This is a genomic window from Flavonifractor sp. An10 (genome assembly GCF_002161215.1).
GTDB lineage: Bacteria > Bacillota > Clostridia > Oscillospirales > Oscillospiraceae > Flavonifractor > Flavonifractor avistercoris.
Genome location: NZ_NFMB01000007.1, coordinates 66,604 through 90,824, shown reverse-complemented (window position 1 = coordinate 90,824; position 24,221 = coordinate 66,604). Strand labels below are relative to the sequence as shown.

Here is a 24,221-nt window from a genome sequence, read left to right as displayed (position 1 = left end):
CGCCTGAAACCCGGAGAAAACGGGCGTAAAAGAACATAGGGCAGCAAGTACAAAAGGATCAGGGCTTGTTTAGCGGAGAATTCTACGCAGATGAGTCCAACCGAAAATTGGTAAAGGGTCATAGCTTCATCCCTGTGAGTGCATTTTGACACCAAAATGCTATGCTTGCGCGGACAGCGGCGCACTGCGCCGCTGTCTACCGTGTGGGGGCGGTGCTGCGCTTTTTCAAGGGCTGCGGTTTCTTTTTATGTGCGGTTTTTGGATCTTCTTTGGGGCTGCGGCGCTCATGTGGGGCAGCAGCCTGCGTTTCAAGAGGCGATCCCGCTTTTTCAGACGGCGGTGAAGGGGGGTCGCCCTCCGACTGCTCCGGCAGGTCCCCGTCCTCCAGAAGGGAGAGAAGGTCATCCGCCACCTCTTGGGGCGTGCGCTCCGGGACCTCCACGGTGTAGCCTGGGAGCAAAACACCGTTGACGCAAAACCGGCCCTTTTGATCCTGTGGGATAGGTGGGGAAATTTCCGTGAACAGGTGGGTGTAGGCTTTGATCCGGCCTTGCAGGTATCGCTCCATTTCCTCCTTAGTGGCAAACACTTTGTCGCTCTGCCCAGCGATCTTCCAGCCGGGGCCGGTGTAGTCGGGAGTAGGATGCTGGAGCGTATTATAATGAATATCCCAGGATAAAGCGCAGTTGATAAGAGTTCCATCCGGCTTCTTATGCTCGGACACGCGATACGACATTTTATACACCATGTTGCTCAATACGTGCCAGCCGAATTGATTGACTTTCCACTGGTTGGACGTGTGCTCCACCGGCAGGGCCCGCAAATACTCTCTTGCCTTACGGAGCGCCGCCGTCTCCGCCGCCTGTTTCTTCCATTCGGTCTCGATCTCAGAACATTTGGAGAAAATGGTTTTTTCCTTTGCCACGCTGGCCTCCTCCATGGCAGCTAATTCCTCCCGCGGCAGTTGGATCAGTTCCGCGACACGGTCCGCGTTTTTATCCGAATAGTAATGGGCGGACATTTCGATCTCCCAGCCAGGGGTGATATGCGTGTATGCCATACCCGCCCTCCTATCGCACCAGTGCAGGCCGTTTTTTCAACGGCCCCTTCTTCTTGGCGGCAGGGGCGGGCTTGGCAGGCGGCGGTTTCTGCTTTCGCTCCGATGGCGGAGGCCCTGCGGCCAGTTCCGGCGGCGCTTGTACCGGCGTCTCCGGCTGAACCTCACCTCCGCTGGGTACGGCCTGCTCCGGTGGGGGCGAAACCTCCATATCCGCCTCATCCAGACAGTCCAGAAGGTCGCTGACCGTGACTTCCTCCCTGGCCGGGGGAGTGCGCAGGACGGAGTAGCCTTGCAACAGTTGGCCGTTGACGCAGAACAACGCCTTTGCCTCTATGGGAATCGGGGGAGAAATACTCTCAAAATATTCCGCATACTGGTCAAATTTGCTCTGGATATACTTCTGTGCCCCTGCCAGGGTCTTATACTTTTTCGCACCCTCATACACGATCCGCTTTTTGGGCCCCGGTCATAGTAGGAGTGGTATTTTACCTGAGCGAGGCCGGGGGCGGTGTATTGCAGTTCCCAGGACAACTTCCACTCATCCCTAAACTTGATGATGCTGAAAGTCATTTTGTAGACCAGGTTGCTGATCTCCCAGGAGCCATCTTTGCGCTGTTTCCACTCGTTGCCGGTGTGCTCCACCACAGGGGTTTTCAGGTATTCAATAGCCTTGGTCAGCAGAAGGGTCTGTGCCCCGTGTGCGTCCCAGGCTTTGGCCGCTGCTTGCACTTCCGTAAAAATCTTCTTTTCCGCCGCCTTGCTCTCTTTCAACTGCTGTTCCAGTTCCTTGATGGGGGTATTCAGAAAGGGCTTGAAGTTGGCATTTTCGCCTAAGTATCGCATTTGCCGGCGGACAAAGAAGTCAGTGCCCTCTTGCAGGTCCCCCGTATAACTGCCGACTTCATAAAAGGATTTCTTTGCCATTTCCTCGATTCACCTCCAATCTGGCCGAGCTGCCCTGTCCCGGTGTATTGCGGCCTTCTTCATGGCAAATCTATCGGTTGAGTACCGGGCTGTGCCGTCTTTTGGCGGCGCTCCAGGGCCGGGAGAGCTGGTAGTCGGGGGATAATTGCTTTGCCTCAAACTCCGCCACCGTCAGTTGACCGATGCCCTGCTCCTTAAAATTGCCGGGGGATAAGTCCAGATACCCCTTCTCCGGCAGGTGGATGGGGCTGGCGGTGAGCACTGTCCCGAAATGCTCCACCAGGACACGCCGTGCCAACAGGCAGGGCTGGCTCCAGTCCTCCGCGTCCGTCTGCATATCATAGGCGTACATCCCCTTGGGAACAGTGGCGCGGTCTACGCGCAGTGTGGTGAACAGAGCGGGGATGCCTAAAATCTCCACTTCTTCAAACCGGGCTGTGCCCGCATTGACAGAATCCATAAACGATCCTCCTATCTTTCCTCGATTTGCTGAGGCTTTTTGATTTTGGGCCGAAAGCGGGGGACAAGGGGAAGGTCCACGGCGATCCGATGCCGTTCGGCCAACTGTGCCGGGGTGACGCGAACCTTGCAGGTATAGACGCCGATCCCGATGCACTGCGTCAGCCGCCGGTCAAACGGGATGTGGTTTCGCTCCTCCCACTGTCCCACCGCCTGGGCCTGCTCCTTCATGGTCTCTCGCACATCCGGGTTGTCCCGTGATGGCTGCAATTCATACTGGATCAACTGGTCTGTGGTAAGGGGGGCGCGATAGGTCACTTCCCCCCAGGCCCGATATGCGCCGTGCTCCACGCTGATCCGGTCATCGTAGTTGAGAAACCCCACCAGAGGATTGTCCGGCTCCTTGGGATAAGTCCCAAGGTCCACGGGCCGCTGGGTGGAGTAGTAGCGATATAACTCCTGTTGTTTCATAGGCGCCGCCTTTCATCGCTCAGGGGTAAGATGGACCTTTGGGCGCTGCGGCCGTCTGGCCTGCTTCTGTTTCAGACGGCGGATTTTGACCTTCACCGACCGCTGGGGGCTCTCGCCTCCCTCTGCCTGTTGTGGGGGCTGCGTCATCTCACCCGGCACTGCCTCCCGGCTGGCCGGGACAGGGTGTGCCGCTCTCTGCTCCGTCTGATCTGTGTGCTCTTCCTGTGGAACGGCCCCATTCGCCGCCCGGCGCAGGCTGAAAACGGTCTTTGCCGCCTTATCTTCAAACGGTGCCCGCTGGCTCTCCGGCAGGACGGCGGCCTGCCCCTGCAACTGCTGTTCCAGTTCGGAAATATCGCAGTGACGCTGGAAATATTGCAAGGTGCCTTGGGACAGATCCTCCATGCTCTCCCGGACAAAGGGAGTAAGTTCCTCTTCCAACTGGAGGCGGTATGCCTCCGGGGCCTGCTGGAACAGGGCCGAGACACGGTTCGGGTCGGCGCGGTAGGTCTCTAAATGCCGCTCCATCTGTTCCAGCAGACTGCCGCCCGCCCCGATGTGGAGGGGGAGGCAGTAGCAGTCTGTCCGGCCATCCCGGATATAGTCGATCCGCACCTTGACTGGCTGGGCGGGCAATTCCTCCTCCCGGTAGGCGGCGTCCATCTCCGCCACATACACATTCGCCAGGGACAAGGGCATTTGCTTTCCAATGGGGAAATTCCTGTCAATGATCCCTGTTACGGTGACGATGGGCTCCGCGCCTTCCTCCATGGTGGAGAGAGGGGCGTCCGGCCCGCCCTCTAAAAACGGCGGTTTCATTAGTTCGTCCACGGCGGCGGAAATATCCTGGGTGAAGGTCCGCCATTTGTCCGCCACCGCCCGGACCGTACACACGCCGCGCTTGAAAAAGCCGGTCACGATATGGGCGCTCTCACCCAAAAGGTCTTTCATATCGCGCCGTAAGTTGCCGGTGATCTCTCTCATCCGGCTGTTAGCCTCCATTCTTGCTCACTCCTTTTTCAAATTTTTTTCACGTTTGGCCGGGAAATTGTCGAAACGCGTCTCAAATCGAGACGAATTAACGGAGAACCTCTTATCTGGCGGGGGCGTCCTGCCGCCTGCGCCTGGCTGTGCGGCCAGCCTTTCGCTGACGGTGGGAAGGTGCCTTTTGAAGTTCCTTTTCCGGCCCATCGATGCCGGCGATCAGTTCGGCGGCAAGGGCATGGATGCGCCCGATGGACGCCTTCAGTACCTCCAGATCTTTGCCCCGGCTCCAGTCCGCAACATAGGCGAAGGAGTAGTCTGCCGTGTCGATGCCGAAGTGCTGGCAGACCACATAGGCCACGCTCTCCGCCTCCACCTCGCGGGTGCTCCGGTCCGGCCTGGTTTCTTCCAGTATATCCAGCGGGGAATGTAATTTGGCGTGGGCGACCTCATGCACCAGCGTCTTGATGGTCTGTACCTGGCTCATGCCGGGCTGAATCACGATCCTCTGTTCCACATAACTGCAATACCCCTTCGCCGCGCCGGGAAACGCCTCAAATACCACTGGCAGAGGGGACAAGGCGACCAGCGCCGAAACAATGCGTTCGTACTCCGCCACATCGCCGGACAGTTCCATCACGCCCAACGTGGGGAGTTCTTTTCCCTCGGTTTGGGAAACATCAAACACGGTCACGATCCTGTATGTGACCGTCTCCGTCTTGACCCACTCCATGATGGGCTGGCCGTCCGCGCCATACACCGGCTGGTTGGTCTCCAGGTCCCGTTTCTCCTGCTGAACCCATCTCCGGTGAGTGGAAGGGGCCAAAATCTGGATGCCGTGCTCATGGGCCTTGACGTGGCGGCCAAACTTGTTTTTCCAGTCATTGTAGCCCGCCACGCAGGTGGCATCTGGCCGCTGCATGAAGATCAGCAGGATATTTCTGAAACTGTAATGGTGGAATTTTGACATAGTGGTGAGGTATTCCGTGTACTGATCGCTTTCAAAAATATGGGAGACGCCAGTTTCCAGTTTGTCCGTCAGGGCCTTTAACCGCGCCTCCGACGCCTCCGATTGACCATTCATGCCGCGGTTCACCTCCTTGGGGAATGAAAAAAGCGCCCTTTGGGGCGCTCATCTCTCCTGATCTTCATGCTTACGCGGCCTGCGGATGGGCGGTTCCGTTTCCCGCACTTCTTTCACACGCCGCTGAAAATCTTTTTCCGCAGCCTCACGCTTGGAAAAGTAGTGGCCGAACGTAAAGTCTTGGAATTGCCTATGGGCGTATGCTTTCCAGGTCACATAGGGCTACACGGCGTTGGGGTTATAGGCCAGGACGATTTCCACTGTCTTGAACTGCCTGCTCTTGATGACCCTGTAGCCCATGCACGATCTGTTCTCCCCCATGGCAAATCACCTCGATGGTTCCGGCTTTTTCTTGCCGTCCTTATCCGCCTGGGCTTTGGCCTTCTGGCGCTCCAGGGCCTTCTTCCGAAGGTCCAGCGCCTCCAGAACGCCCCGTTTCACATCAGAGATGGTGGTACGCTTGTCGGGGAAGTAGGGCCGCAGGTCCTCTTCCATCAGCGTGATTTTCAGCGGTGGGGTCTCTTCCCGCTTGGTGGGGGCCACCGCCTGCTCGATCTTCTCCTTGGTCAGTTTACCCTCCTGGCTGGCCTTTTTTAACTCCACCGCTTGGGCTCCGGTGGGCACCTTATCCTCCTTCTGGATGGCGTCGGCCACTGCCGCCTGCTCCTCCTTCTTTAGGTAGGACAGATCCGCGGCGGTGTGGACCGGGAGAGTTTTGTCCTCCACCATCTGCTGCAACTCCGGTGTCAGGTTGTTCAAACGCACCAGTTTTTGGATGTTGCTCCGGCTCTCTCCGGTCTGCTGGGCCAACTCCTCATCGGCGCGCATGGGCTTTTTCCCCGACGCCTCCAGCGCGGCAGTTTCCTCCTTGGAACGGCGGCCCGCCTTGTGCCGCATGGCCTCCAGTTTCATCGCGTAGGCGCGGGCCTTCTCCATGGGGCTGATGTTCTCCCGTTTTAGGTTGGCGTCCACCATGGAGATAACGGCCTCGTCCCGGTCCAGTTGCCGGACAATGACCGGCATGGTGGCGATCCCGGCCAGTTCGCAAGCCCTGCGGCGGCGGTGGCCGGAGACCATCTCATATCCGCCCGCCTGACGGGGAATGACGACCACAGGCTCCAACACGCCGAATTTTTTGATGCTGTCCACCAGGTCCATCATGTCTTTGTCATCCTTCACGTTGAACGGATGGCCCTCAAAGGGGTGGATTTCAGAGACTTTCAGCGTGGTGATGATCTCCGACTGCCCTTCATGGGTGAGGGGCAGTTTGAAGTCCTCCGGGATCTCCGCCTCTTCCGCCTTATCCTTGGGGGCCTCCTGGGCGGGCGGAGCGGTGGCCTTATCCTTGGCGGGGGCGTTGGGCGGGATCAACTTGCCGGGAATGGGGAGGGGCTTATCCGAATGGCGGGCGCGGCGATAATCCGACGCCTCCTTCAGCGACATATCATAGACATCTGCCCTGACCTCCAGCATACCGGCCTTCTTAATGGCCTGCATCCGGTGAAAACCGTCTACCAGTTGATACTCGCCGTCCTCCCGCCGGCGGAGGATGACCGGCTCCTTCAGGCCCTCCGACTTGATGCTCTGGATCATGGCGGAGTAATCCGCCTTGGGCTGGTCCTTCACATACGTCCCCGGCAGGTCGTGGATTTTAGACAGGGGAATGAAACGGTACTGTCCTGCCACATCATCCGATTTTTCGGCAGTAGGATTCTCCGCCTCCTTCGTCTCCTTGCCCTTCTTGCCGTCTGTGGCCTTGCTGGAATCCTCCTTTTTAGGAGAGGCGTCGGCATCCTTCTCCGCTGGCACCTTTTTTGGATCAGCGGTATCGGCGGATTTAGGCACTTCGGCCGATTTACCATCTTTCGGGGGAACGGTATCAGAGGCTTTGGGCGCGGGCGCAGCCTTGGTGTCTCCGACCGGAGTTTTATCGCCCTGGGGCGCTTTCGAGGGATCGGCAGGGGGAGCCTTGGGGTCAGCCGGGGCTTTCACGTCTCCAGCGGGGGCCTTTTCCGGCTTTGCCTCCTTCGGAAGGGCGGCGTCGGGGGCCTTGGGGGTGGTCTCCGCCTTGGGCTGTTCCAGGGGCTTACCCGCTGTGGGAGCATCCTTTACAGTAGGAGACTGCTTGGGGGCCGCGTCCACCTTGGACGGCTCCGGGGGTTTGGCCTGGGGAGCGGTCCCGGCCGATTTAAGGTCCATCGTGATTTGGACCGGCTCGGCCCCTTTTTTCTCCCCGGCGGCGGGGGGATCTGGCGGGGGGCTGGGGGCGGCGTCGCGGAACGCGCCGATCAGCGGGTTTTGTTTCTTGTCGGGCATGATAAAATCCTCCTGTTCAAGATATTTTGTCGAAAAACGCGTCTCAAATGGAGACTCATTTCAACCGCTGTTATGGGCCAAAATCATGCTGGACAGCCGCCTGGTAGTAGGGGCTCATGGTGACAGGAGCGTTATACAGGGCGGTCAGCAGATAGGCGCGGATATTTCGGATTTGCGTGGTGTTCCTCCGCAGGCAGTCAAATACATACTCCAAATGGCCGTAGTCCAGAGACAAGAACCGGCCTTTCACCTGCTCGGCAGGGATTTGGGCGGTTGCGTTTGTGCCATCCACAGGCAAAAAAACAGGGCATTTCCCATCCTAAAACACACACTGGATTTTGGGGATAGAAAAAGGGCGGCTGTTAAAAAACAGCCGCCCAAAAGGGGGTCTAATACAAGTTATTTGCTATCCGGCAAGCCCGGAAACCGTTGATATTACGGGATCTTTTGAAAAGTTCTGTATCGCCATTCGTACCAAAATCCGTCAAAATCGTTTGATTTTGACGGATTTTTCTTGTAAAATGAACACATCCACCAGCGAAGCTGGTGGTTGTCACTGTGCGGGCATAGCCCTTTGTTCCTCGCGGACGCGTGCAACGCGTAATACGGTCTGCCAGCTGCGTGAGGACTGCTACTTGCCGCCCGTAAACGGGCCACTAGATGGAATTCTCAGTTGCTCTCCCATCTCGTCCTCTTTTAGCTGGTTCCTCACATACTCCGCAATTCGGCTCTCATTTTTCCCCACCGTATCCACGTAGTACCCTCTACACCAAAATTCCCGGTTTCGATACTTGTATTTCAACTCGCCGAATTGCTCATACAGCATTGTGCTGCTCTTCCCTTTCAGATACCCCATAAAGTGCGACACCGAGATTTTCGGCGGTATCTCTACAAACAAGTGAATATGGTTGGGGCACGCTTCCGCCTCTATGATTCTTACCCCTTTCCACTCGCACAGCCGCCGCAGTATCTTCCCTATTGCTGCTTTCTTTTCTTTGTAAAATACTTTCCTACGGTACTTCGGCGCAAATACAATATGATATTTGCAATTCCATCGCGTATGAGATAAACTATTGATGTCATTCAGTCCCATCTGAATGCCCTCCCTTTGCTATTCTTTGTGCAGTTGGCAGACCGCACTTTCATTATAGCAAAGGGAGTTTTTCTATCTTCTTTATCGCCATAGGCTTTTTTGTACCACTCGCCTAGCGAGTGGTTTTGGGATACAAGAAAACCACCGGCAGTGCCGGTGGTTCCAAAAAGCTTTAGCTATGCGAAAAAAAGGATCCTCCTTTGGTAGAATAGTGGAGGTCTGCCAACCGCCAGAAAGAACCAAAGGAGGAATCAAGTCCAGATGAAACTTGATGTATCGAGTTTAGCACACACGAAGTGGGAATGCAAATATCATATCGTATTTGCTCCGAAATACCGTAGGCAGGTGATATATGGAAAAATCAAACAGGATATAGGGCAAATGTTGAGGAAATTGTGTGAGTACAAGGGGATAGAAATTATAGAGGCAGAGGCATGCAAAGATCATATTCACATGTTGGTAAGTATCCCACCCAAGTACAGTGTTTCACAGATTATGGGGTACTTAAAAGGGAAAAGTAGTCTGATGATCTATGAAAAGTATGCGAACATGAAATATAAATATGGAAACCGACATTTCTGGTGTAGGGGGTATTATGTGAGTACAGTAGGACGAAATCGGCGTGCAATAGAACAATACATCAGGAATCAATTACAAGAGGATTATACGGATGACCAAATGAGTATCAAAGAAAACATTGACCCGTTTACGGGTCAGCCGGTAAAAGAAGGCAAATAAAATAAGCCCCTTCAGGGGCATGCCCGGGAAATCCGCGCGATTGGCAGACGATTCGACGAGCCTATAGGCTCTGCCCGGGACATGCCCCAAGGGGGCTTGTGCAAACCACCGGCACGGCCGGTGGTTATGATTGCTTTTATTCGAAATTTTGCTCTGAAAATTGCTCCCTTATTTCCCCTTTTCCAGCCGTTTCCCTTTTGACCACAGCCCCACCACAGACAGGAAAAAACCGCGCTTCCGATGCTTGTCCGGAAGTGCGGCTTTTATTTGCCCTCATGCGGGATGCCTCTCCCCTGCCCGTCGGGCCTTTTCGGCGGCGATTTCCGCTTTGGTCTGGGCAATCAGCTCCGCCAGCCGCTGCTCGCAGGTCTCCCGGTCATGAGCGTAGATATTGCGGGGCCGCTTTACCCCGTCCGGCCACACCGGCGAGAACCGCCCCTCCCACAGGTGGTCATTGATCCGGGAGATACATCCGGTGCCTGGCTTGCGCCGTTTTCCCTTATGAGGCTGGAAGGGGGCGCGCTTGGGAACTGCTTCTTGCCTCGTGGCTTCTCCCATTCCAGTGTCCGCCGCTTTGCCGATCCCCCGGTCGATCTTCAGCGCCGCCGAGGTCCACATCTCGTCTGTGATGTGGGTATTGCTCACCGCCATATAAGGCGGATTGGTCACCACCACATCGTACTGCCCGGCCAGCAGCCGTCGGAAGTTCCAAGCGTTCAGCTTTTCCTCATAGTTCCCGCTGAACAAGGACGGCTCCTCCGGCGGCTCCGGCCGGGGTTCCAGCTCGTCCATCGTCAGCAAGGATCTGCACCTCATCTCAAACTGACTGCATAGGCTGGTATTAAGTGTTCATTTAGTATATCATATTTTTGATTGAAAGGCGAAAAAATTTGCGTGAACGCATTAATTTTTGCTCTAAATCATTTGTTTGTCTAAATATAAAACTTCCTGTCCAATAAAGAAGGATAGCAATCCACTAATAGATGTACACATATAAGTTATTTTCTCATAATTGTCTTGCTAAGTGGATGCTTAATCGCTACAATTAAAGTATAGAGGGGGGCGATAGAAGTGTCTGTTATTCGGTGTCCTTGGTGCGGCAGCCCTGTCAAGGTATTGGGAAATCGCTGGGAGTGCGGTTGGTGTGGGGACTGCGGGAATCTCCCCTCTCTGAGTCCGTCAGAGCGGGCAAAAATTCGCCTGGACAATGTCAGCAACTTGTCGCTTGATGGTCTGGAGCGAGGTGTGCTCTCCATCCTAAATGGCATCCAGGAACACTTCGGCAACGAGGAAGACGCGAAACTTCTGGCATTCAGGCTGGCCATTTACGGGATGTCCCATGCATTGCTTCCGCCAGGCAATCGGACGCAGGATAATCTGCAGCTTCTACAGGCCTTTTTTCAGAGTTATGCTTTTTGCACAGCAGGCGAGGTATGGGCCACGGCCTGCAATGGAAAACCTGCCTTTGAGGAGCAGTTCCTGCTCACCAAAGCTTGTATTGGCTCTTTCTGGGAAACGCTGCTGCCCAATTTACCCCGATATGAGGCGTACAGGCCTTGGCCCAACTGGCTTTTTCAAGCGGTGGATGGTCTGAGCCAAGTGGAGAGCTTTTTCTCCGGCCAGGGCGACTCCGATCTGTTTGACGCGTTTCAAGAGGCTCTGAACGCCCATTGGAGCATCTATCCGATCCTCCATCCAGACCGCGCAGCCCTGGAGGATGCAATCCGCCGATGGGATTTCTCTGAAAATGAGTGGATCTGCCGAGATCTGCTGATTGCCGCCTTCCCCGAAGCCGCCAGTCATTGGACGGCAGAGGAACTTTTACAGATAGACACCGCAGATCTTCTGCTGGAAACCAGCGAGCGGGAACCGGAAACAGCCATCCAGATGATGAAACTGCTGCTGGATACTGCGGAGAGCCATTTACAGGAGCCGGAGGCCGCTGAACTGCTGCTGGGAAACGATCTGTATGATCTCTGCCAAAGTCAAAGGGTTCAGCCCTACCTTCTGCAACAGCTGAAGCAGGATGACCATCTGGCTCGGCAGCTCTTTCAAAGCGCCTATGTGGGCTATCCCCAGGACACACTGCTCCAGACATGTGAAGCGTGCGGGGAGACTGTCCTCGGTGCGCACCTTCAGGAACTCCTGGAGCAAAACCCTTATTTCGATGGGTAGACTGAATAAGGAGGCCGGTCTGTGTCCATTCACAGGCCGGCTTTTTTCGCGTGATATATTTTTTTGATGCAAAGAATCTGGTTGCGTCTTGACGGCTACTGTCAACCAACGCTACCATGTAGACAGGATGAGCGCGCATCCACAGGAGGAGCCACAATGAAAACTGCACTCTATCTGATTCGCAGCCGATGCAACTACTCTCAAGCAATGGCGGCCAAAGCCATTGGCGTTTCCCGTCAGATGCTCGGAGCCTGGGAGTCGGGCGCAAAAGCGCTCCCTCCGGCCCGCCAGGAGCAACTGGCCGCACTGTTCGGCATTGAACCGGAACTGTTGACAGAATACAGCCTGGAGCAGGTGGAGGATTTCTGCGACCGCCCTATGTTCAGCCATACTGTTCAGGGCCGGCAGGTTTTTTCCTTCTGCCCCACTTCGGAAAGCCGGGTCTATCTTGAAGGCCCCGGCAAAATCCGCCCGGAGGAGCAGGGTACTGCCCTGATGAACCATAAACACAGGCTTATGGAGCAGCTGGAGGAATCGCTCCGTCTGACACCCGGTCACCAGGCGGATCAGCTGCCCACGCTGGAGGCCGGCATCTCAATCCTAGCCATCATCACCCGGCTGTTCGCCCTGTCCGCCCAAAGCGAACCGGACGTCTCTCTGCGGCTGCTCAACTTCTTTCGCAAGCAGCTCTCCTTGCTGGAAGCCGCATTAAATGGCTCTGCCGGGCAGGCGGAATTTACCCCAGATGAGCAGAGCCAGCTACGTCTGTTTCGGGCCCACTGGGCCCGGGAAAACCGCCAGGCCATGGCTCGGAACCAGAATGCACTCCAGCTTGCGCCCGATCAGCCAGATACGCAGGCCTGGTTGGAACAGCTTATCAACTGCTATCGCCAGCTCCGGTTTGACGGAGGGAGCAGGGCAGAACTTCAATGGCACCTCAATCAACTGATGAATGGAGTATATCCCAATGAAACGGATTGAACTGCATACGGATACCATTTACTCCCGGGAATTGTCCTTCCTGTCCCCTTTTGACCTGATTCGTGTCTATGCGAAAGCCGGATACGACGCAATCGCGCTCACAGACTATGGGTCTACCGCCGCCTTCCCGGAGGCGGAGGCGGAAGCCCGTCGCTGTAATCTCCGTCTAATCTATGGTCTGACACTGGACTGTGTCGACTCGGATGACCGCTATGCCATAACGGTTCTTGCAAAGGATCAGACTGGCTTGGAGCAGCTGTTCCAGCTCCAGGTTTTGGAGGAGAAAAACCGCTTCCCCTTTGGCCCCTGCATCACGCGCGGCCAACTGGAGGAATGCCGGAGCCACCTGTTGGTGGGAAGCTGCGCCAAAGATGGACAGCTCATCCGTGCCGTCCAGCATGGAAGGAGTCGGGACTATCTGATGGAACTTGCCTCCTCATACGACTATCTGGAGCTGTACCCGGAGCCTTACGAGGACTTTGTGGAACTCCTCCATCTCGGCCGGCAGCTTTCCATTCCGATCTGTGCCGTGCAGCAAGCCCGCATACCTCCACAACTCAGCGCCGCTGGCATGCACGCGTACCGTGCGATTGCCTCTGCGCGCAGACAGTCTCCCGCTGATGGCGCTCTCCTTGCGCCAGAAGTGTTTGAGCAGGACTTCACTGCATTGTATGCGCTCCCCGAGGAGAAGCAAATGGTCTCTCACGCGCTTTGGACAGGCCCGGAACAGATTCTTGCCCAAATCCAGCCGATCCAGCCGCTGGGGGAGCAGCTCCGGGACTCGGACTGCCAGGCACAGAGTTCCGCAATGGAGCTGCTGGAAAAAAAGATTCAGGCGATTCTGCTCCAGCGCTTCCCGCACGGGTGTCCCTCTGTTGTCTCACGTAGAGTGGAACAGGAGTTGGAATGGGCCAGAGATACTGATGCCGCACAGACGATTCTCCTCCTGGCGGATGCCACATCCATCCTCCATCAGGATGGGGCACTCACTGTCCTGCTTGGAGTATACAACGCCTCTTACCTTCTGTTTCTCCTGGGCATAACTGATCTGGATCCACTCCCCTACCATGGGTATTGCCCTGTTTGCGGACATTGGGAGCAGCTGGGCAGCTCGGATTCCGAAAAAAACTGCCCCCAATGCGGCAATCCTTGGGCAAGAGGTGGATACAACCTAGAGCCGGTAGCTTTTCTCAGCGAAAAAAAGATGGTCTATCGGTTGGAACTGCGAAGCAACTCGGACATCTATCCCCAATTGCGTTCCAAGCTTGCGGAGCGATATCCCAATCTGGTGGAACACCGGTGTATGGGATCCGCCATCCCGGATAAAGCCCAGCTCCAAGCTGTAACAGAGGAATACATCGCAAAGCACCCGGAGACACCTGAGTTAAGCGGGCTTCTGAGGGATAGAGAGTTCTACGCGAGGCTGCAGATGAATCTCTCCCCCAGGACCCGCTGCGGACCTCACCAGCTGTATCTCCTGCCCGAAGCTGTCCAAAAACGTCTCCCCTTCCTTCCCCCCGAGCCTGGCCAACCGTCCGAAAGCCTTTTGGGAAGCTCGCGGCTGGGACAGTTCCCAAGTCTATTCTATCTGGAGAGTTCCCTGCTGGATGTATTAAGGCAGTATCAGGAGCAGACCGGTATTCCTTACAGCCAAATTCCTCTGGGCGACTCTGCGGTTTATCAGGCACTTACACAAGTGATTCGTGGAGGAACACCACCGCACCCTCAGGAGCTGGCTATATCGACCGCCTGCTGCTTGGCAGGGGTGGACGACCAACAGCTTTATCAGGATCTTATTTCGTGGTTTGGCTTGTCTGATCTGCATACGCTGACGAGAATCTATAGCTTCGGCCATTCCTTTTGGCTGCGGCCTGAAAATGTAAGGAGCCTGCTGGAGCAAGGTGTGGATCCAGCGAAAATGATCACCTGCCGTGAGGATGTGTACCGATATTTGGTTGCCCTGGGTATGGGCGCAGAAGATGCAGCAAACTGGATGGAGCGGGTATACAGGGGGCATATCCAGCACAACGGTTTTACCCCCGCAGATACCGCATTGCTAGAATCCTACGGCGCTGAGCCGTGGTTTATTCAGGCGTGCAGCCTTACGAATTATCTCTGGCCCGAAAGCCATAGCACCATCCACTGCGCCTTGCTTGTCCGCTTGGTATGGTATATTCTTCATTTCCCCCAGTTGGAAGATCAGATTGTCACAAATTGCTCGGAGGATGATTTTTCTCAGCTTTAATTCAACCTACCGATCAAAGACTTTCCTTCATTACGGCTTTACCCGCAAATAGAACCATGTTCAATATCTCGGACGAGGTTGTACGCTCAGCGGCATTTTCCTGAGACGCTTGTATTTATGAAGTCATATTGTTATAATGACTTAAAGAAAAGGTATCGGATATAGTCCTCATACCCAACACTCTGTATACGCTTATGGAGGGAACGAATTAGAGAAATGGCATCTCATGAAAAAATCCGGACATCCAAGGAATTGGAATTCGCCGTATTCTGCATCGAAAACGTGGCTCAGCGTTTGGGCGTTGATGCCGAGAGGGTCTACGATGCCCTGACGGGAAAAAGTGACATCTTGAATAGCTATATTGTCCCGGAGTATGAAATCCTCCACACCCAAAGCAAGGACTACATTGTGGATGATATCTTGCAGGTAATGAAGGAGCGGGGTGTGGCAGTATGATCCTGTATCATGGCTCGTTTCTGGAGATCCCCAGGCCGGATCTCCGGCACTCCAGGCCCAATGTGGATTTTGGTCGAGGATTTTATACGACACCGCTCAAGGAGCAGGCGGTGAAGTGGTGCGGTAAATTCAAGCGGCGGGGCAAGGATGGTGTGATCTCCAGGTATATCTTTGATGAAGCGGCCAGCAGTATGCTGAAAACACTGAAATTTGATGCGTACTCTGAGGAATGGCTGGATTTTATCCTGACCTGCAGGAGCGGGCATGACACCTCGGATTACGATATCGTAGCAGGCGGCGTTGCCAATGATAGGGTGTTCAATACGGTAGAGCTCTACTTTGACGGGCTGATTGACAAGGCCGAGGCCATCCGCCGTCTGCGATATGAAAAGCCGAACCTCCAACTCTGCTTCCGCACGGAGGCGGCTCTGGCTATGCTGCAGTTTGAGGGGAGTGAACAGGTATGAACGCTAATCCGATTCTGCTCCAAAAAAAGTACGCCCGGGTCATCGAGGCCTTTGCCCAAAAAGCCGGGCTTACGCTGGACAACGCCCTGGACTACTTCTATCATTCAGAAGTCTACCGCCTGGTCAGAGAAGGCGTGTCTGATATGCACTGTATGAGCGATGCCTATCTGGCTGACGAACTGATGGAGGAATATCAGAACGGCTGAATGCCGCTTTAGGACACATAGAAGGGGTGGAGAACCACATCTCCACCTCTTCGGCCATTTGCGGTCTTCCCTTTTCTATTGTTTTGCGGCGCAGATTTTGAGTTTCCTGCGGATGCAGACTTCTGCAACCGACCACATAGCTACCACAGAAACACCTGGAACACGCGGAAATCTCTCCTCTGAATAGTTCTATAAAGTAACCATCTTACAGCAGAACCATCTATAAACCGTCACAAAGAACCAGAAAAAACTTCAACCCGCTGTTCGGGTCCAAGAGGCCGTGGGTTCAAATCCCGCCACTCGGACCAAAATCCGTCAAAATCGTTTGATTTTGACGGATTTTTCTTTGCTTTTATTCGGAATTTTGCTCTAAAAATTGCTCCCTTATTTCCCCTTTTCCAGCCGTTTCCCTTTTGACCACAGCCCCACCACAGACAGGAAAAAGCCGCGCTTCCGTCGTTCGTCCGGAAGTGCGGCTTTTATTTGCTCTTATGCGGGACGCCTCTCCCCTGCCCGTCGGGCCTTTTCGGCGGCTATTTCCGCTTTGGCCTGGGCAACCAGCTCCGCCAAGCTCCCGGTCATGGGCATAAATATTGCGGGGCCGCTTCACCCCGTCCGGCCACACCGGCGAGTACCGCCCTTCCCACAGGTGGTCATTGATCCGGGAGATGCATCCGGTACTTTCGTCTGGCCGGAATCCCCGGCACGGGAAACTTTCTGGCTGATTTACGGCTCCTCCAGCAGTTCTCCGGCCGCGTCCAGCGCGCTGAACAGGCGGGGCGAACCCATGTAGGCGCTGGCGTGAACCAGCGCGCACACCAGCTCCTCCCGGGTGCTGCCCAGCGCCAGGGCGCCGCGCACATGGCCTTTCAGCTGCGTCTCCGCCCCGCCCAGGGCGGCCAGGAGGACGACGGTGAGCAGTTCCCGGGTTCTGCCGTCCAGGCCGGAGCGGGTGGCGAAGTCCCCGGACAGTTCCGTGAGAAAACGGGGCACCGCTTGGGCAAACCCGCCGGGCAGCCGGGCACAGCGCTCCCTGAGCGCATCCCCGCAGGCGGGCGGCTGGAGGGCAGAGCCCTTTTCATACCGTTCCTGCTCAGATGTCAGCGTCCCCTGCCTGGGCAGCGGAAGGGTTATCCCCTGTTCCGTGAGCACCTCGTTCAGGACAGCGATGGCGTTCAGCGTCCGGGGAAAGCCGAGGAAGGGGGCGCACTGATAGACCGCCTCCCGCAGCTCCACCGGCGTACAGCCCACATGCAGGCAGGCCCCCAGATGGGCTTTCAGCTGGGGCAGTGCCTGAACCGCGGCCAGCACGGTGATAGTTACCAGCTCCCGCATCCGGTTGTCCAGGCTTCCGGTATAGCACACGTCGCCGAAGATATAGTTCTGCAGGATCTGCATGAACTCCGGGTCAGTTCCCTCATCCCCGGCGGCAGGCGCGTGAAACAGTTCCTGCACCTTTTCCTCTGTCCGTTCTCTGCGCTCCATGGCAAGTCCCTCCCTCAGTCCAGCTGGCTGTAATCGGCGTCGCTCACCGGCTCCAGCCACTCGTTAGCGGTCTCTTCCCCGGGCACCTCCACGGCCAGATGGGCAAACCAGCTGTCCCTGGCCGCGCCGTGCCAGTGCTTCACATTGGCGGGGATGTTTACCACATCGCCGGCCTGGAGGGCCCGGGCGGGCTTGCCCCACTCCTGATACCAGCCGCGGCCGGCGGTGACCAGCAGAATCTGACCGCCGCCCCGGGCCGCCCGGTGGATGTGCCAGTTATTCCGGCAGCCCGGCTCGAAGGTCACGTTGCCGATGGACACCTGCTCTGTGGAGAGCATATTCAAATAGCTTCTGCCCACAAAATACCGGGCAAAAGCGGTGTTCTCGCCGCCTCTCGGAAAAATCTCCTGAAATTCACTCATGTTCCTTCATCCTTTCTGCTCGGCTCTATCCGGGCGCATTTTCAGTCCGGGAGGATCATCGCCGCGCTTCACACGGCGGGGCCTCACGGCCTGTCAGGCTGTCGTTCCTGCCAAAAAGAAAATGCAGGTACCCCTCTGGGATACCTACATTTTAGGCGCAATTTACAGCAATGTAAAATACTTTTGCTGTATGCTGAAAAATGCCTACTCCGCATGCCTGAGTCCTTGAAGGAAGGCCGCGGCCGCCGGTGAGAAGGCCTGATCCTTCTTCCACACCAAGACGGTGCCCGTCTCCAGCGGCGGAGAGAGGGGCACAAAGCGCAGCTCGTCGGACAGATTGCCGATGTAAAAGCCGAGGGCGGCCCCCACCCCGTTGCGCACCATGTTGGCGGCATTGAGGATCAGATTGAAGGTGCCGGCGATTTCCAGGCGGTCAAAGGAGTCCCCGAACCAGCCGGCCAGCTCCTTGCGCACCTCCTCCCGCCGCGCCAGCAGCAGTGGGATGCCCAGCAGCTCCTCCGGTGTCACGCCCTCCCGCCGGGCCAGCGGGGAATCCCGGTGAACCCACACCCCCCAGCGATCCCGGCCGGGCATCCGGAGGAAGGAATACCGGCCGATGTTCACCGGCTCGGCCAGCAGGCCCAGATCCAGCAGGCCCTTCTCCAGGCGATCCTGAATGTCGTCGGCGGTGGCGCTGTAGATGCTGAACCGCACCAGGGGGTGGAGCCGGCGGAAGGCGGCTATTTTGAGGGACAGGTCGGTCATGCTGTTGGTCTCCCCCGCCCCCACGGCGATCTCTCCGGTGAGCTCCCCCTCCTGCCGCTGGAACTCCCGCTCCGTCTTCTCCGCCAGATCCACAATCTCCTGGGCCCGCCGGCGCAGCAGAACCCCGTCGTCTGTGAGCGTGATATGGTACCGGCCACGGCGGAACAGCTTCACCCCCAGTTCCTCCTCCAGCTGCATCAGCTGCCGGGAGAGGGTGGGCTGGGTCACATGGAGCAGGGCGGCTGCCCTGGTGATGTTCTCCTCCCGGGCCACCACCAGAAAATACTTTAATACCCGAAGTTCCATCTGCGCCTCCCCCTTCTTTCTTTAGCATACCACGGAAGGCGGCCCGGCGCAATGCAAACCGGGCGGGTGAATCAGTCCCGGCGCAGGAAGTAGCGGACAAGCACCCCGCCCAGGAGGGCCGCGCCCCCCATCAGCACATAGAGCATGAAGCGCTCCGCCGTGCTTTTTCCGCTGCGCCAGTTCTCCTTGACGGTGTCGTCCCGGTACTGCTCCGTCACGTCAGCGCCGTTTTGATCCAGCAGCGTCACCTCTGCATACTGAATCCACCAGTTCTCTTCCTCCGGGAGCCCCAGCTCCTCCCCCAGGACATCCGGCTCTGTCAGCCAGAAGAAATCAGGTTCTGTCACCGCGTAGGTCTTTTCATAAATCCGGGGGCGCTCAGAGTACTCCAGGCCCACCTCATAGGCCACGCGGATGCCGTAGATCTCCCGGCAGCCGTCCCCCACCAGGGCGTACAGCCTGCCCTCTTCCTCCGTCCCCACCGATGCCGTCATCACGCCGGCGGTGTAGGGGAATGGGGCCTCGCTGCTGCGGAGAATCTGATAGCGGCCGTTCCAGCCCCGGATCAGCTCCAGGATTCCGTGGACGTTGTCGGCATTGTCGGCGGCATAGGCCACATACAGGCGGTCGCCCCGCTCCGCATAGGCCACTACCCGCAGGGGTGTCCCCGCCCGGATGCCGTGGGGCAGGTTGGAGTCCTCCGGCGCGGTGGCATAGTCCTCCACGGCGGACAGCCGCCCGGCCTCCGTGTTGGGGTAGTGGAACTCCTGGTTGTACAGCCAACCGACGCACCACAGGGTGAGGACGGCGGTCAGCGCGGCCGCAAGCAGCCGGGTGCGCCTCACCCGCCTCAGAAAGCCCAGCGCCCGCCTGGGCGCCGTTTCCGCCGGGACGTGGGCGCGCATGGCCCCCTCCTCGTCCCGGCAGGCCGGGCAGCCCGCCAGATGCTCTGCCACCATCCGCGAAGTCTCCGGTTCCGTCAGGCCCTCCACATAGGTGGGCAACAGATCCCGCACCACGCAGCACTCCAGTTCTTTTTTTTCAGCCATGCCTTTCCTTGCCTCCCAGCTTCCGCATCAGTTCCTCTTTGCCCCGGTAAAAGCGCACCCGTGCCCACACCTCGGTTCGGCCCAGAATCTCCCCGATCTCCCGGAAGGAGAACTCCCCCGCCAGGCGCAGGCTGAGCACCTCCCGGGTTTCGGGAGACAGGCCCCTCATGGCCCGGTAGAGGGCGTTCCGGTCGTCCCGCAGTTCCAGCTCCGCCGCAGGGTCGTCGGGGGCGGTCAGGTGGGAGAGGGACTCATCCTCCAGCGGCACCGTCCGCCGGCGGCGCTCCAGCTCCTTGTACCACAGGCGCTTTGCAATGGCGCACAGCCAGGAGCCGGGGGTGCAGTCCCCACGGAAGGTGCCCAGGCCCTTGAGGGCCTGGCAGAAGGTCTCCTGTGTCAGCTCCTCCGCCGTGTCCGCCTCTCCGCACAGGGAGAACAGGTAGCGGTAGACTCCCTCTGCGTGCTTTCTGTAGATGTCCTCACCGTTCCAGGCCACGGACTGTCCTCCCCCTTTCCTCTCCATGGAGTTAGTTCGCCCCGCGCCCCATTCGTTACAGCTTTTTTCACCAGTATAGCAGAAATTTTTCGAACTGCACAGAACAGCGCGCACCGCAGGAATCTGCGGTGCGCGCTGTTTTCTGTCACAGAATGATGCAGATCAGCCCGCCGGAGCCCTCGTTGATGATGCGCTGGAGGGTCTCCTGGAGCTTGTAGCGGGCGTCCTCCGGCATGCGCTTGAGCTTGCCGTTGAGATCCTCGCTGACCAGCTCGTGGAAGGACTTGCCGAAGATGTTGGACTGCCAGATGGCCTGGGTGTCCCCCTCAAACTCCTGGAGCAGGAAGTTGACCATCTCCTCGCTCTGCTTCTCGTTGCCAACGATGGGAGACACCTCGGTCTCGATGTCTGCGCGGATCATGTGTATTGTCTGGCACAAACAGAAGTCCTTCCACGTCCACGTTGGATGGTAAATTTCTCTTCCTCAGAAATCACTTTTAGATAAACGGAAATATGAATCTCGTTTTTCTTACCCTCTTCTTGGGGATGTACTTCGATGTGGTCCAAAAGAGTATCAATCACGCCGATGGAAAAACCATCGGCAAAGTTTAGTTCCTTGGTAATGGCCTGCCGCAGCATGTCAATAGATTGAAGCATCTCTCGATTCTTTAATCGCTCCTGCTCAAGTTCGTTGAGCCGCATCCGCAACCTGTCGAGCTCTTCATTGAAGTGGCTGTTGCGCTGGGTAAACTCCTCATCGGAAATATGTCCCGCAATGTTCAGATCAAGGAGCTTGTCCTTTCTTTTCAAAAACCCTTCCATATTGACCTTACACTTGGCAATGTCCTCTTCGGTTTTGCTGCCATTTCCAATAGAAGTGTAAATCCGAATTAAATCATGGATAATCTCCGTCTTATTGAGCGAAAGTTCTTCCAGCACCTGGCGCATGATCGTGTCCAGCTCAGAAGTATAAAGGACAGGAGCTGTACAGCCCTCTCTTCCCTTTCGACTGTACTCCTGACACTGCCATATCTCTTTGTTCCCGCTTTTATAACGATAGAGAGCGCGATAGTACGGCAACTTGTGAACGCCACAGATAATTTTCCCGCTATATGGATAACGGCTTTGATAGCCCGTCTTATCTTCTGCACTCTGCTTAATAGAACGCTTTTCCAAAATCAAATTTGCTTTGTCCCACAACTCCTCTGAAACAATGGCGGGAACAATCTGCCCACTCTCATCCTTGTACATGACCCAGTCCTCTGGATCAAACACTTTAATATCCTTTGTGCGGTAGTCCAGCTTGCTGCTCTTTCTGCCGCAGTAATACCCTTTATATTTGGGGTTTGACAGGATTCCCCGAATTGTGCTGAACGAAAAATCGTTGCCCCGGGTGTTTTTATATCCCATGCTGGAGAGATGCTGCGCAACTCCGCGGATTCCTAAACGCTCATTGGCATAGAGATTAAAAATGATGCGGACAACCTCGGCCTCTTCCTCATTGATGACTAAGCGACCGTCTTTCTTTTCATAGCCCCAGATTTTATTGTTCCCCAGCACAACGCCGTTTTCAATGGCCCGCTTAAAGCCGAATTTTACACGCTCTGAGATTTTACGCACTTCATCCTGTGCAATGCTGGACATGATTGTCAATCGAAGTTCTGCATCAGGCATGAGGGTATTGATGTTATCTGATTCAAATAGGACTCCCACGCCATAGCGAAGTAGATCTTGCGTATATTTAATACTGTCCAGGGTGTTGCGGGAGAAACGTGAAATCTCCTTTGTTACAATGAAGTCAAAATGGCCGGCCTCAGCATCTTGTATCATCCGAAGAAAATTCTCCCGCTTTCCGACTGTTGTGCCGCTAATACCCTCATCAACATATCCTTCCACAAATATCCATTGAGGGTTTCGCTGGATATACTCCGTATAATAGCGGACCTGAGCCGCCAGAGAATGAAGCTGCTCGTCCTTATCTGTAGATACACGGGCATAGTAGGTCACCCTCAGAGGAAGATCATAAATGCTCTTTCCTGAGTTGAGCGCAGTACGAATATCATATAAGTCCAAGGAACGTCCTCCTCAACTTCTGTTTGTTCCATTATAAAGTCAATTTATACGGTAGTCAATAGGTGTTTTCAATCTTAGAAGAAGCTATACAAAGACCAACTGGTTTTCCAATTATGTTGACTATCGTAAAAAACATAAAAAATACACCCCCTTGTAGAGCGTCGGAGATTGGCTTCCCCATGTGGAAGTAGCTGGCTATGTAAAAGATGCTGTGCTTTTTTAGATATGAAAAAGGCCGACTGGATTGCTTACTCCAATCGGCCTTTGCAGCATATGTTTTGCGTTTTTTCTGAAATATAAATGGGAAATGGGCGTCTTCAGGCAGGATCTTTAAGCCATAGCGGGTTTCCTTGCCTCGATATATAGGTCAATGTCCTCCACAATATAATTGGCTCCCGTGGTGTGCAGGGCTTCAAAGCAGGAATAAACATAGTCCCATACACGGTAACTGGTAAAGAGTTCCGCCACCTGCTTGCCTGTCAAATGCTTGGCGTTTTTATAAGTTTCTACACAATAAATGAGGAAATCTCCCTGTCTGCTCATATTCATACCTCCTCCGGTATCTCAAAGTTTCCTGTCTTTTTTTCTTCGTCATACATGTTAAATAAGGTAAGCGGGCTGAAATGCCACAGTTTGGTGTCCTCCTGCTCCAGCAAAGAATATACCTTGGATTCATAAAATTCTTTGGACGCAGTCACTTCACCCATAGGGTAGTTCTCACAAATCAGCTGAACAATCTGGGGAACCAATAAAGTTAAAATCGCTTCAAACTTTTTATCCGCCATCAAAATTCCTCCTTCGGCACTGTGCCGACAAACCGCAGATAGGACAGCGCCTTTTCCGTTGTCAACACCAACTGGTTATATAGCTTCTTGATTTTGAGCTGTTCCAAGGTCTGTTCCTTGGTTAATACGCCAGCGGAATAGAGGGTAAATGTGCGGTACACATCATCATTGGCAACTGGCCCAAAGATAAAATCATAGGCGTCACCCTCATAATTTCCGGATCGGTTATCCGATACAAAATCCAGCCATGCTTCTCCCGGCCCATCAAAGCGCAAGACAGAGCACTCTGAAAAAGCAATATTCTCCTCAATCTCATAAATGCTGACTTCCCTTTCGCCGTTTTTCCGGCGCTTAGTCACCTTGTCGGCAAAGCTGATTGCCTGAGCCTTATTGGTCGTGGTATAAAAACCAAATCCAAAATCCAAAAATCGATTTTGCTGGATCAGCATGGGTTCCGATACAACCAGATTGCTGCCATGATATAAAATCATAATTGTCCCTCCAGTGCTTTCTCGGCAATCGCACGCTCCTCCTGCAAAGACCGGATCATCGTTTCGATATGCCTTCGTTTTTCTACTTGCTCCCGCACCGTCTCCACATCTTTTTGCGGAACGTACTTGGAAATTACTCGTTTTCCCTCACGGTATTTCAAATAAAAATAGGTAGACTGCCCGGCCTTTTTTTCAGAAATGGTGCCTTTGGGGAGCGTTTCCAACTCCTCCCGGTATTTTGCAAGCATACGGTCGATGCGTTCTCTTTCCTGCAAGATGGTGCTCAAAATCAAATTCAACCTCATCACCCATCTTTATTATACACAACAAAACCAAAAAATCAATGTTATGTTGTGTATTCCGGCGGGAGCCATTTCTTATTTTAGTATATAAAAACGGTGCGGAGCGTTCCGCACCGTTTCAAGGGGCTATTCCACTTTGAAAGTACCAATCTTCTTCAGATACTATCTATTTTAGATACGATACAGTTTTATTCCCTTCCGAGATCTTTGCGGAGTTAGTAACTCCCGCCCTATATCTTCTGCTGCTACACTTCTTTCTCTACAATCTTTATTTTTGCCTGTTCGTGTAGTTCTCGACTGATTTCCCCATTTATGTACAGATTTTTATTTATTTGCAGCATAATTTCTCGGATTAGCTCACTTCTCGCTTGTTCTAACATCCCATCCC

At 55.1% G+C, this 24,221-nt stretch carries 28 protein-coding genes and 2 pseudogenes; 7 read left to right on the top strand and 23 right to left on the bottom strand.

Translation table 11 applies throughout. The features are described from left to right. Positions 1-196 precede the first annotated feature (196 nt). The 10 genes and pseudogenes from B5E42_RS13245 to tnpA (B5E42_RS13200) form a co-directional block, all read right to left on the bottom strand. Entirely contained in the window at positions 197-1,060 is an 864-nt protein-coding gene (locus B5E42_RS13245) for a hypothetical protein (RefSeq protein WP_087240443.1), read from the bottom strand. Positions 1,061-1,070: 10 nt separating this feature from the next. Continuing rightward, positions 1,071-1,505: a hypothetical protein gene (locus tag B5E42_RS19895; protein WP_255397032.1), complete on the bottom strand. Its 435-nt coding sequence runs from the start codon at positions 1,503-1,505 to the stop codon at positions 1,071-1,073. Next, positions 1,391-1,984 carry a hypothetical protein gene (locus B5E42_RS19890; RefSeq protein ID WP_087240439.1) on the bottom strand — a complete coding sequence of 198 codons (594 nt, stop codon included), beginning with the start codon at positions 1,982-1,984 and terminating at the stop codon, positions 1,391-1,393. The genes B5E42_RS19895 and B5E42_RS19890 overlap by 115 nt, the downstream gene beginning before the upstream one ends. Before the next feature lie 70 nt (positions 1,985-2,054). Continuing rightward, a complete protein-coding gene (locus B5E42_RS13230) occupies positions 2,055-2,444 on the bottom strand; it encodes an LPD28 domain-containing protein (RefSeq protein WP_087240437.1) in 390 nt (129 codons plus the stop codon). An 11-nt stretch (positions 2,445-2,455) separates the two neighbouring features. After that, positions 2,456-2,914, bottom strand: a complete 459-nt coding sequence (locus B5E42_RS13225; RefSeq protein ID WP_087240435.1) for a hypothetical protein — start codon at positions 2,912-2,914, stop codon at positions 2,456-2,458. 12 nt (positions 2,915-2,926) lie between these two features. After that, positions 2,927-3,916 (bottom strand): hypothetical protein, encoded by a 990-nt coding sequence (locus B5E42_RS13220; protein ID WP_087240433.1) that lies wholly within the window; start codon positions 3,914-3,916, stop codon positions 2,927-2,929. A 91-nt stretch (positions 3,917-4,007) separates the two neighbouring features. Next, complete coding sequence (locus tag B5E42_RS13215) at positions 4,008-4,982, bottom strand: ArdC-like ssDNA-binding domain-containing protein (RefSeq protein WP_087240430.1); 975 nt, start codon at positions 4,980-4,982, stop codon at positions 4,008-4,010. A gap of 327 nt (positions 4,983-5,309) precedes the next feature. Continuing rightward, on the bottom strand, positions 5,310-7,298 hold the full coding sequence (locus B5E42_RS13210; protein ID WP_087240428.1) for a ParB/RepB/Spo0J family partition protein: 1,989 nt from the start codon (positions 7,296-7,298) through the stop codon (positions 5,310-5,312). Positions 7,299-7,368: 70 nt separating this feature from the next. Continuing rightward, a pseudogene (locus tag B5E42_RS13205) lies at positions 7,369-7,563 on the bottom strand (DUF6017 domain-containing protein); the annotation flags it as partial. A 366-nt stretch (positions 7,564-7,929) separates the two neighbouring features. Further along, positions 7,930-8,385 (bottom strand): IS200/IS605 family transposase, encoded by a 456-nt coding sequence (gene tnpA / locus B5E42_RS13200; protein WP_141242463.1) that lies wholly within the window; start codon positions 8,383-8,385, stop codon positions 7,930-7,932. A 267-nt stretch (positions 8,386-8,652) separates the two neighbouring features. Here tnpA (B5E42_RS13200) and tnpA (B5E42_RS13195) point away from each other — a divergent pair, with 267 nt between their 5' ends. Further along, positions 8,653-9,129, top strand: coding sequence for an IS200/IS605 family transposase (gene tnpA / locus B5E42_RS13195; protein ID WP_087240427.1), 477 nt, complete (start codon positions 8,653-8,655; stop codon positions 9,127-9,129). A gap of 273 nt (positions 9,130-9,402) precedes the next feature. Here tnpA (B5E42_RS13195) and B5E42_RS13190 read toward each other — a convergent pair whose 3' ends face one another. Beyond that, positions 9,403-9,930: a hypothetical protein gene (locus B5E42_RS13190; protein WP_087240425.1), complete on the bottom strand. Its 528-nt coding sequence runs from the start codon at positions 9,928-9,930 to the stop codon at positions 9,403-9,405. 444 nt (positions 9,931-10,374) lie between these two features. Between B5E42_RS13190 and B5E42_RS13185 the strand changes: the two genes are divergently transcribed. The 6 genes from B5E42_RS13185 (at position 10,375) to B5E42_RS13160 (ending at position 15,659) form a co-directional block, all read left to right on the top strand. After that, entirely contained in the window at positions 10,375-11,304 is a 930-nt protein-coding gene (locus B5E42_RS13185) for a hypothetical protein (protein ID WP_087240423.1), read from the top strand. Between the two features lie 156 nt (positions 11,305-11,460). Next, positions 11,461-12,285: a helix-turn-helix transcriptional regulator gene (locus tag B5E42_RS13180; protein WP_162613991.1), complete on the top strand. Its 825-nt coding sequence runs from the start codon at positions 11,461-11,463 to the stop codon at positions 12,283-12,285. Further along, positions 12,272-14,530, top strand: coding sequence for a PHP domain-containing protein (locus tag B5E42_RS13175; protein WP_162613990.1), 2,259 nt, complete (start codon positions 12,272-12,274; stop codon positions 14,528-14,530). The genes B5E42_RS13180 and B5E42_RS13175 overlap by 14 nt, the downstream gene beginning before the upstream one ends. Before the next feature lie 216 nt (positions 14,531-14,746). Continuing rightward, positions 14,747-14,986, top strand: coding sequence for a DUF3791 domain-containing protein (locus tag B5E42_RS13170; protein WP_087240417.1), 240 nt, complete (start codon positions 14,747-14,749; stop codon positions 14,984-14,986). After that, complete coding sequence (locus B5E42_RS13165; RefSeq protein ID WP_087240415.1) at positions 14,983-15,453, top strand: DUF3990 domain-containing protein; 471 nt, start codon at positions 14,983-14,985, stop codon at positions 15,451-15,453. Before B5E42_RS13170 ends, B5E42_RS13165 begins: the two co-directional genes overlap by 4 nt. After that, positions 15,450-15,659, top strand: a complete 210-nt coding sequence (locus tag B5E42_RS13160) for a DUF3791 domain-containing protein (protein ID WP_087240413.1) — start codon at positions 15,450-15,452, stop codon at positions 15,657-15,659. Before B5E42_RS13165 ends, B5E42_RS13160 begins: the two co-directional genes overlap by 4 nt. A 726-nt stretch (positions 15,660-16,385) precedes the next feature. Here B5E42_RS13160 and B5E42_RS13155 read toward each other — a convergent pair. The 12 genes and pseudogenes from B5E42_RS13155 to B5E42_RS19885 form a co-directional block, all read right to left on the bottom strand. Further along, the gene (locus B5E42_RS13155) at positions 16,386-17,144 is read right to left on the bottom strand and encodes a carboxymuconolactone decarboxylase family protein (RefSeq protein ID WP_087240411.1); all 759 of its coding nucleotides are present in this window, start codon (positions 17,142-17,144) and stop codon (positions 16,386-16,388) included. 14 nt (positions 17,145-17,158) lie between these two features. Next, positions 17,159-17,566: a cupin domain-containing protein gene (locus B5E42_RS13150; RefSeq protein ID WP_087240409.1), complete on the bottom strand. Its 408-nt coding sequence runs from the start codon at positions 17,564-17,566 to the stop codon at positions 17,159-17,161. Positions 17,567-17,770: 204 nt separating this feature from the next. Then, a complete protein-coding gene (locus B5E42_RS13145) occupies positions 17,771-18,637 on the bottom strand; it encodes a LysR family transcriptional regulator (protein WP_087240407.1) in 867 nt (288 codons plus the stop codon). 71 nt (positions 18,638-18,708) lie between these two features. Then, positions 18,709-19,686: a zf-HC2 domain-containing protein gene (locus B5E42_RS13140; protein WP_087240404.1), complete on the bottom strand. Its 978-nt coding sequence runs from the start codon at positions 19,684-19,686 to the stop codon at positions 18,709-18,711. Next, on the bottom strand, positions 19,679-20,182 hold the full coding sequence (locus B5E42_RS13135; protein ID WP_242967140.1) for a sigma-70 family RNA polymerase sigma factor: 504 nt from the start codon (positions 20,180-20,182) through the stop codon (positions 19,679-19,681). The genes B5E42_RS13140 and B5E42_RS13135 overlap by 8 nt, the downstream gene beginning before the upstream one ends. Before the next feature lie 145 nt (positions 20,183-20,327). After that, positions 20,328-20,612: pseudogene (locus tag B5E42_RS18955) on the bottom strand (sporulation stage IV protein A); the annotation flags it as partial. Further along, complete coding sequence (locus B5E42_RS18950) at positions 20,600-22,255, bottom strand: recombinase family protein (RefSeq protein ID WP_141242541.1); 1,656 nt, start codon at positions 22,253-22,255, stop codon at positions 20,600-20,602. The gene B5E42_RS18950 and the pseudogene B5E42_RS18955, both read right to left, overlap by 13 nt. Positions 22,256-22,585: 330 nt before the next feature. Next, positions 22,586-22,798, bottom strand: coding sequence for a DUF3791 domain-containing protein (locus B5E42_RS13120; RefSeq protein ID WP_204244415.1), 213 nt, complete (start codon positions 22,796-22,798; stop codon positions 22,586-22,588). A 2-nt stretch (positions 22,799-22,800) separates the two neighbouring features. After that, a complete protein-coding gene (locus tag B5E42_RS13115; RefSeq protein WP_087240396.1) occupies positions 22,801-23,040 on the bottom strand; it encodes a hypothetical protein in 240 nt (79 codons plus the stop codon). After that, positions 23,040-23,531, bottom strand: a complete 492-nt coding sequence (locus tag B5E42_RS13110) for a DUF3990 domain-containing protein (protein ID WP_087240393.1) — start codon at positions 23,529-23,531, stop codon at positions 23,040-23,042. The genes B5E42_RS13115 and B5E42_RS13110 overlap by 1 nt, the downstream gene beginning before the upstream one ends. Further along, the gene (locus tag B5E42_RS13105; RefSeq protein WP_141242540.1) at positions 23,528-23,818 is read right to left on the bottom strand and encodes a hypothetical protein; all 291 of its coding nucleotides are present in this window, start codon (positions 23,816-23,818) and stop codon (positions 23,528-23,530) included. Before B5E42_RS13105 ends, B5E42_RS13110 begins: the two co-directional genes overlap by 4 nt. Before the next feature lie 260 nt (positions 23,819-24,078). After that, positions 24,079-24,213: a hypothetical protein gene (locus B5E42_RS19885; RefSeq protein ID WP_255397031.1), complete on the bottom strand. Its 135-nt coding sequence runs from the start codon at positions 24,211-24,213 to the stop codon at positions 24,079-24,081. Between the last annotated feature and the right edge of the window lie 8 nt (positions 24,214-24,221).